6 protein-coding genes are annotated in these 7,418 nt (G+C 73.0%); 4 read left to right on the top strand and 2 right to left on the bottom strand.

Annotation, left to right across the window (positions count from 1 at the left end):
• Nucleotides 1-164: 164 nt before the first annotated feature.
• Genes ACFZB3_RS35790 through ACFZB3_RS35780 form a run of 3 tightly spaced genes read left to right on the top strand, consistent with a single transcriptional unit; the run spans nt 165 to nt 3,215 of the window.
• Nucleotides 165-1,190, top strand: a complete 1,026-nt coding sequence (locus ACFZB3_RS35790) for an iron chelate uptake ABC transporter family permease subunit (protein WP_391383142.1) — start codon at nt 165-167, stop codon at nt 1,188-1,190.
• On the top strand, nt 1,187-2,302 hold the full coding sequence (locus tag ACFZB3_RS35785; RefSeq protein ID WP_391383139.1) for an iron chelate uptake ABC transporter family permease subunit: 1,116 nt from the start codon (nt 1,187-1,189) through the stop codon (nt 2,300-2,302). The genes ACFZB3_RS35790 and ACFZB3_RS35785 overlap by 4 nt, the downstream gene beginning before the upstream one ends.
• A 4-nt stretch (nt 2,303-2,306) precedes the next feature.
• Nucleotides 2,307-3,215, top strand: coding sequence for an ATP-binding cassette domain-containing protein (locus ACFZB3_RS35780; RefSeq protein WP_391383136.1), 909 nt, complete (start codon nt 2,307-2,309; stop codon nt 3,213-3,215).
• A 26-nt stretch (nt 3,216-3,241) separates the two neighbouring features.
• Here the strand turns inward: ACFZB3_RS35780 and ACFZB3_RS35775 are convergent, their stop codons facing one another.
• Nucleotides 3,242-4,195, bottom strand: coding sequence for a formyltransferase family protein (locus tag ACFZB3_RS35775; protein ID WP_391383133.1), 954 nt, complete (start codon nt 4,193-4,195; stop codon nt 3,242-3,244).
• Between the two features lie 84 nt (nt 4,196-4,279).
• Here ACFZB3_RS35775 and ACFZB3_RS35770 point away from each other — a divergent pair, with 84 nt between their 5' ends.
• The gene (locus tag ACFZB3_RS35770; RefSeq protein ID WP_391383130.1) at nt 4,280-5,623 is read left to right on the top strand and encodes a SidA/IucD/PvdA family monooxygenase; all 1,344 of its coding nucleotides are present in this window, start codon (nt 4,280-4,282) and stop codon (nt 5,621-5,623) included.
• Between the two features lie 121 nt (nt 5,624-5,744).
• On the opposite strand, the gene ACFZB3_RS35765 is transcribed toward ACFZB3_RS35770, so the two are convergent.
• Entirely contained in the window at nt 5,745-7,265 is a 1,521-nt protein-coding gene (locus tag ACFZB3_RS35765; RefSeq protein WP_391383127.1) for an amidohydrolase family protein, read from the bottom strand.
• Between the last annotated feature and the right edge of the window lie 153 nt (nt 7,266-7,418).

The following is a 7,418-nucleotide window of genomic DNA, read 5'->3' as shown; positions in this document are numbered from 1 at the left end:
GCTCAGCGGAGCCGCGACCGCTCGCATAGTAAGGTAAGGATTGCCTAACTCAACAGGGTCAATCCGACTTCAGCGGTCCAAGTCACAGCAGCTGAGGTTATGCTCACCTAACCTGCTATCAGGACTGTTCACGGACTACCGGACGACGGCATGGAGACCGGCAAGTGGCTTCAGGCAGAAGGCTTCGCACCACGTTGCTGGTGACAGTGATCGTCGCCCTCCTGGTCCTTCTGTCCCTGCTCTCCGTGGCGCTGGGCGCGTTGAGCATCCCGCTCGACCAGGTGGTGCGCTCGGTCCTCGGGCATCCGCCGAGCCGGCTGGTCGACAACGTGATCTGGTCGGTGCGCGTCCCCCGGACCCTGCTCGGCCTGACCACGGGCGCCGCGCTCGGCATGTCGGGCGCGCTGATGCAGGCCCTGACCCGCAACCCCCTCGCCGACCCCGGCATCCTCGGGGTGAGCGCCGGCGCGTCCTTCGCGATCGTCGTGTCGGTGGCGGTGTTCGGGGTCGGATCGCTGTACGGCTACGTGTGGTTCGCGTTCGCCGGAGCGCTCGCCGCGAGCGTCCTGGTCTTCCTCCTCGGACGACTCGGCCGCTCCGGGGCGACCCCGGTGAAGCTGGCGCTCGCCGGGGTGGCCGTCACCTCGCTGCTGTCGTCGCTGACCAGCGCCGTGGTGCTCACCGACCAGGACGCGCTGGACCGTTACCGCTACTGGTCCGCCGGCACCCTCGCCGACCAGGACTCCGGCGACCTGGTGCGCATCCTGCCGTTCCTCGCGGTCGGCGCGGTCCTCGCCCTGTCCTGCGCCCCGGCCCTGAACAGCCTGGCGCTCGGCGACGACGTGGCCGCCTCGCTGGGACGGCGGCTCGGTCTGGTCCGGCTCCAGGGGGTGACCGCGATCGTGCTGCTCACCGGCGCGTCGGTCGCGGTCATCGGCCCGGTGGTCTTCCTGGGCCTGGTCGTCCCGCACATCGCCCGGCTGCTCGCCCAGTTCGCCGGCATCGGCCCCGACCACCGCTGGCTGCTGCCGCTGTCCGCCGCGCTGGCGCCCGTGCTGCTGCTGTCCGCCGACATCGTGGGCCGGATGGTGGCCCGGCCCACCGAGATCCAGGCCGGTGTCCTCGTCGCCTTCCTCGGCGGCCCGTTCTTCATCGCCCTGGTCCGCCGCCGGAAACTCGCGGAGGTGTGAGCGTGCCCGCACAGTCGTCCCCCGTCGCTCCGGCCCGGCCCGGCCGGAGTGCGAGGCCCACCCGGAGCGCGCTGCGCGACCGGCCGTTCCGGCTGACCGTGCCCCCGGTCTCCGGGATGCTACGGCCGCGCCTGGTGCTGACCGGAGTGCTCGTCGGCGTGGGCGCGTTCGCGCTGTTCTGCTGGGGCCTGGCCCTCGGCGACTACCCGGTGAGCCTGCCCGACGTCGTCAAGGCCCTGTTCGGCGTGGGCGACCCCGGGACCCTCGTCGTCGTACGGGACCTGCGGCTGCCCCGCGCCCTCACCGGCCTCCTGGTCGGCGTCGCCTTCGGGGTCTCCGGAGCGGTGTTCCAGACGATGACCCGCAACCCGCTGGCCAGCCCCGACATGATCGGGCTGACCGAGGGCGCCGGCACGGCGGTGGTGGCCGCGGTGGTCCTCGGCTGGGCCGGCGGGCTCGGACTGTCCACCGTCGGACTGCTCGGCGCCCTGGCGACCGCGCTGCTCGTGTACGCGCTGGCCTGGAAGGGCGGGGCCACCGGCTACCGCATCATCCTCGTCGGCATCGGCGTCTCCTGGATCTGCACCAGCGCCACCGACTTCCTGGTGGCGCGGGGCAACCGGTTCCAGGCCGAGGAGGCGCTGGGCTGGCTGGTCGGCAACCTCAACGGCCGCACCTGGGGCCAGGTGGACTCCCTCGCGATCGCCCTGGCCGTGCTGCTGCCCGTCACTCTGGGCCTCGGCCGCTGGATGCGCACGCTCCAGCTCGGCGACGACGTGGCCGCCGGGCTCGGCACCCCCGTCCAGCCGGTCCGGCTGGCGCTGCTGCTCACCGGGGTGGGCCTGGTCGCCTTCGGTACGGCGGCGGCCGGACCGGTCGCCTTCGTGGCCCTGGCCTGCCCGCAGATCGCGCTGCGGCTGGCCGGCACCCCGGCACCGCCCCCGCTCGTCTCCGGTCTCACCGGCGCGTTCGTCGTCCTCGGCTCCGACCTGCTGGCCCGCGAGGCGGTCCCCGGGACGGAACTGCCGGTCGGGATCGTCACCGGCGCCCTCGGCGCGCCGGTCCTGCTGTGGCTGCTCGTCCGCGCCAACCGCGCGGGATCTGGAGGCTGATCCCATGTCGACCACCGCCCCGCGCACCCCGGGCTCCCCCGAACGGCACTTCGCCGGACCCGAGTTGCGGGCCCGCGGCCTCCATCTCGCCTACGACGGGCGGCCGGTGGTGACGGACCTCGACCTCACCGTGCCCACCGGCCGGATCACGGCCATCGTCGGCGCCAACGCCTGCGGCAAGTCGACCCTGTTGCGCGCCCTCGCCCGGCTGCTGGCCCCGCGCCAGGGCGTCGTCGAGCTGGACGGCACCGCCCTGCGCTCCATACCCACCCGCGAACTGGCCCGCACCCTCGGCATCCTGCCGCAGACACCGGTGGCACCGGAGGGGCTGACCGTCGCCGACCTGGTCAACCGCGGGCGCTCCCCGCACCAGACCTGGTGGCGGCAGTGGTCGGCGGCGGACGAGGAGGCCGTGCGGGCCGCGCTGGCGGCGACCGGCCTGACCGAGCTGGCGGACCGGCCGGTGGACGAGCTCTCCGGTGGCCAGCGGCAGCGCGCCTGGATCGCCATGGCCGTCGCCCAGGGCACCCCGGTGCTCCTCCTGGACGAGCCAACGACCTATCTCGACCTCGCCCACCAGATCGACGTGCTCGACCTGGTCACCGACCTCAACCGGCGCGAGGGCCGCACGGTGGTGATGGTGCTGCACGACCTCAACCAGGCCTGCCGGTACGCCGATCACGTCATCGCCATGAAGGCGGGCCGCATCGTCGCGCAGGGCGCACCGGCCGAGGTGGTCACCGAGGCGACCGTCGAGGACGTCTTCGACCTGCGCTGCCGGATCACCCCCGACCCGGTCAGCGGCACGCCGATGGTCATCCCGCTCGGCCGCCACCACCACGACGGCGGCGACGACGCCCGCGACGGCGGCTCCCGCGAGGCCGAGGGAGCGGTACCGGCCGCCGTCGACTGAACCAGCGGCCGGGGGCAGGACCGCGCTCAGGGACGCGACGTCAGATACCCGCCCATGGTGCGGAAGTAGTCCGCGGCCGCGTACTCCGTGCCGTCGTCCGTCCGCACCCGCCGGACCAGCAGCCCCCGTTCGCGCCCGGTGTGGGCGTCGGCGCCCGCCACGACGACCACGCCGTCGCCCTCACGGATGAAGATCCGGCCCGGGGTGCCGCCGTAACGGCCCTCGGAGACGGCGGCGGAGACGATCCTGAGCCGCTCGCCGCGGTGGAACGCGTAGGCGTTCGGGTACGGGTCCGACTGGGCCCGCACCAGGCGCTCCAGGCGTTCCGCGGGCCAGGTCCAGTCGATGCGGCTGTCCTCAAGGGACCTCTTGTGGAAGAAGCTGGCGCGGCTGCGGTCCTGCGGCACCCACTGGCCGGCGTCCCGGCCGGCGGCGATCAGGTCGAGCGACTCGCGCACGATGGGCGCGATCAGGTCGACGGTACGGCGGAAGAGGTCGGTGGCCGTGTCGGTGGGCCCGACCGGCACCGAGCGCTGCACCAGGACGTCCCCGGCGTCGAGTTCGGCGTTCATGCGGTGCGCGGTCACCCCGACCCGCTCCTCGCCGTTGATCAGCGCCCAGATGATCGGCGAGAACCCGGCGTAGGACGGCAGCAGGGAGTCGTGGATGTTGAGGGTGCCGTGCGGGGGCAGGTCGAAGAGCTCCGGGGGCAGCCAGGTCCGCCAGTTGTTGGCGACGATGATGTCCGGCCTGGACTCCTTTACGGCGGCGAGGAGTTCGGCGTCGTCGGGGCGGTTGCGCAGGAGCACCGGGACGCCGTGCTTCTCGGCCAGCTCGGCGACGTTGTCGTCCCAGATCTTCTCGTAGGCGTGCTCGCTCCTCGGATGGGTGACGACGAGGACCACCTCGTGATCGGAGTCCAGCAGCGCCTGCAGCGTGCGGTGACCCCAGGTCTGGTAACCGAGCATGACGACCCGCATGACGGACCTTCCCTTCAGAGACTCCATTGCTAGGTAAGCCTTACCTTATCTAGCATGGGTCTGCCTGAGGGAGGCGATGCAAAGGTGAAATCACCGGTCATGGGTTCCGACGTCGTGCACGACATCATCGGAATCGGTTTCGGCCCGTCAAATCTCGCTCTCTCCATAGCGGTTGAGGAGAACAACACGGGTCTCGCGGCGAACAGCCGTCTCAACGCCCTGTTCCTGGAACGGCAGCCGCGGTTCGGCTGGCACCGGGGCATGCTGATCGACGACGCCACGATGCAGGTCTCCTTCCTCAAGGACCTCGTCACCCTGCGCAACCCGACCAGCGACTACAGCTTCCTCTGCTTCCTGCGCGAACAGGGCAGACTGATCGACTTCCTGAACCAGAAGACGCTCTTCCCGCTGCGGATGGAGTTCCACGAGTACTTCGAGTGGGCGGCGGCCCGGGTGGCGCACCTGGTGTCGTACGGCAGCGAGGTGGTCGCGGTGGACCCGGTCCGCGACGACGACGGCCGGGTGACGTTCTTCGACGTCACCTGCCGTGACACGGCACGCCCGGGGAGGACCGTGACCCACCGCACGCGCAACATCAGCGTGGCGATGGGCCTGGAGCCGCATGTGCCGCCGGGTCTCGAACTCGCCGAACGGGTCTGGCACAACAGCGAGTTGATACCTAGGGCCGAGCAACTGGCCGCGAGCGGCGCTCCGGTGGAGCGGGCAGTGGTGCTCGGCGCCGGGCAGAGCGCCGCCGAGACGGTGGACTACCTGCACCGCACCTTCCCGGACGCCGAGGTCTGCTCGGTCTTCGCCAAGTACGGCTACACGCCCGCGGACGACAGCCCGTTCGCCAACCGGATCTTCGATCCGGAGGCGGTCGACGTCTACTTCTCCGCGCCGTCCGCGGTCAAGCAGTCCCTGCTGGACTACCACCGCTCCACCAACTACTCGGTCGTCGACATGGATCTGATCGAGTCGCTGTACGCCACCACGTACCGGGAGAAGGTGGCGGGGCGGGAACGGCTGCGCTTCCTCAACGTCTCCCGCGTCCGCGAGGTCGCGCCCGGCACAGCGGGCGCGGACGGCACGGCCGGCGGTCTCGACGTTACCGTCGAGTTCCTGCCCACCGGCGAACAGCAGACGCTGCCCGCCGACGTCCTGGTGCTCGCCACCGGCTACCGGCCCCGGGACCTGACCGCGCTCATGGGCGACGCGGCCAAGCTGTGCCTCAAGGACGACGGCGACGCCATCCGGGTCGGCCGGGACCACCGCGTGGAGACGGTGCCGGAGGTCGCGGCCGGCATCTACCTCCAGGGCGGGACCGAGCACACCCACGGCCTCACCAGCACCCTGCTGTCGACCGTGGCGGTCCGGGCGCAGGAGATCCACCGGTCCCTGCTGGCCGACCGGGCGACGGCGGCCTGACCCGCGCCACCCCCACCCCGCCACTCCACCCCACGGCCACCCCGCACTCCCGTGGCCCGGACGGTACGGTCCCGTCCGGGCCACGGGGTCTGTCCAAGCCCCCCCCCGCAGGCGGGTGGTGTCAGTACGGCCCGTGGGTCCAGCGGCCGGCCGTCATCGTGGCGTGCACCGGCATCACGCGCAGGGCGTCCGGGTCCGCCGTCAGCGGATCCGCGTCCACGACCACCAGGTCCGCGGGGTCCCCGACCCTGACGAGCCGGCGCCCGCGGGCCGCCGCGGCCAGCGCGTCCCGCACCGGCAGGCGCTGTTCCGGGTGCCATGCGGGGCGGTCGTCGTCGGTGCGGGCGACGGCCGACGCGACGGCGAGCCAGGGGTCCAGCGGCGAGACGGGGGCGTCCGAGCCGAACTCCAGCCGTGCCCCGGCGGCCAGCAGGTCGGCGTAGGCGAAGGCGCGTGCGGTGCGTCCGGCCCAGTACCGGTCCGCGACGTCCCGGTCGTCCGTCGCGTGCCGCGGCTGCACCCCTGCCGTGACGTCCAACTCCGCGAAGCGCGGCAGGTCTTCGGGGCTCAGCAGCTGGGCGTGCTCGATCCGGCCGCGGCAGCGCACGGCCGCGAAGGCGTCCAGGGCCACGGTGTTGGCCCGGTCGCCGATGGCGTGCACCGCCGGTTCGATGCCGTGGGCGGCGGCCCGGCGCATCAGCCGTACCAGCTCGTCCGGTGCCGTCTGCTCGATGCCGTGCGAGCCGTCCGTGTGCTCAAGGCCCGGGTAGGGGTCACGGCACAGCGCGGTACGGGTGTTGAGCGAGCCGTCGGTGAAGAGCTTGAGCGGGCCGACCCGCACCAGGCCGTCGGGCGCGCCGATTCCGGAGCCGGTGCGCAGCCCGCGCGCCACGGCCGCGTCCAGGTGGCTCGGGTAGACGGCGGCGGACACCCGTACGGCGGGCGGCGCCTGGGCCGAGCGCCGCTCCCAGGCGCCCACGGTGTCGCCGTACTGGAAGTCGATGACCCCGGTGACCCCGCGCGCGGCGGCGGCCCGGCAGGCGTCGGCGACCCAGTCGTCCAGCGTCCCGGCGGGCACCTCGGGCAGGGCCGAGAGCACCTCGTGCCCCTCCGCCTCCCGGACCAGTCCGGTCGGGTGGTCGCCGCGGCCGGCCAGCGCCAGGCAGGCGGAGTTCAGCCATACGGCGTGCAGATCGGCGCTGACCAGGGCGACCGGACGGTCCGGCAGGGCCGCGTCGAGGAGTCGCTTGTCCGGGGCGTCGGGCCAGAGCCCGTCCCGGAAGCCGTATCCGAACAGGACCGTTCCCGTGCCGGCTGCCGTACGGCCGTGGGCGCGCACCCGGTCGGCGACCTCCCGCGCGGACGCGGTTCCGGAGAGGTCGAGCCGGCGGCGCGCGCTCGCCCATTCGGCGAGGTGGACGTGGGCGTCCCACAGTCCGGGCAACAGGACGCGCCCGTCCAGATCGACGACCCGCTCACCCGTGGCAGGTCCGGCGGGCCGCACGGCCCCCTGTTCCGGGACGACATGCGTGATTCTGCCGTCCGCCACCCGCACGCCGGCGAGCGGCCCGCCCGCCCCCAGCCGCACCCGGGCCAGCGTCACCGCGACCGGCCGGCGCGGGTTGGTCGCCGAGTCCGTCATCGAGCCTCCCTCTGTGGCGGAGCGCCCGCCCTCGACAGCGACAAGAAGATAAACTTAGGCTTACCTTACTCAACCGGGACCCGCTCCGGCCTCGAACCCCCGCCGGGCCCGCCTCCCGATCCGGGCCGGCGGCAGGCCAGGCCGACACGGCGT

The organism is Streptomyces sp. NPDC008092, from assembly GCF_042957285.1.
GTDB lineage: Bacteria > Actinomycetota > Actinomycetes > Streptomycetales > Streptomycetaceae > Streptomyces.
The sequence above is the reverse complement of the archived record's forward strand: the minus strand, read 5'-3'. Positions and strand labels throughout refer to the sequence as shown.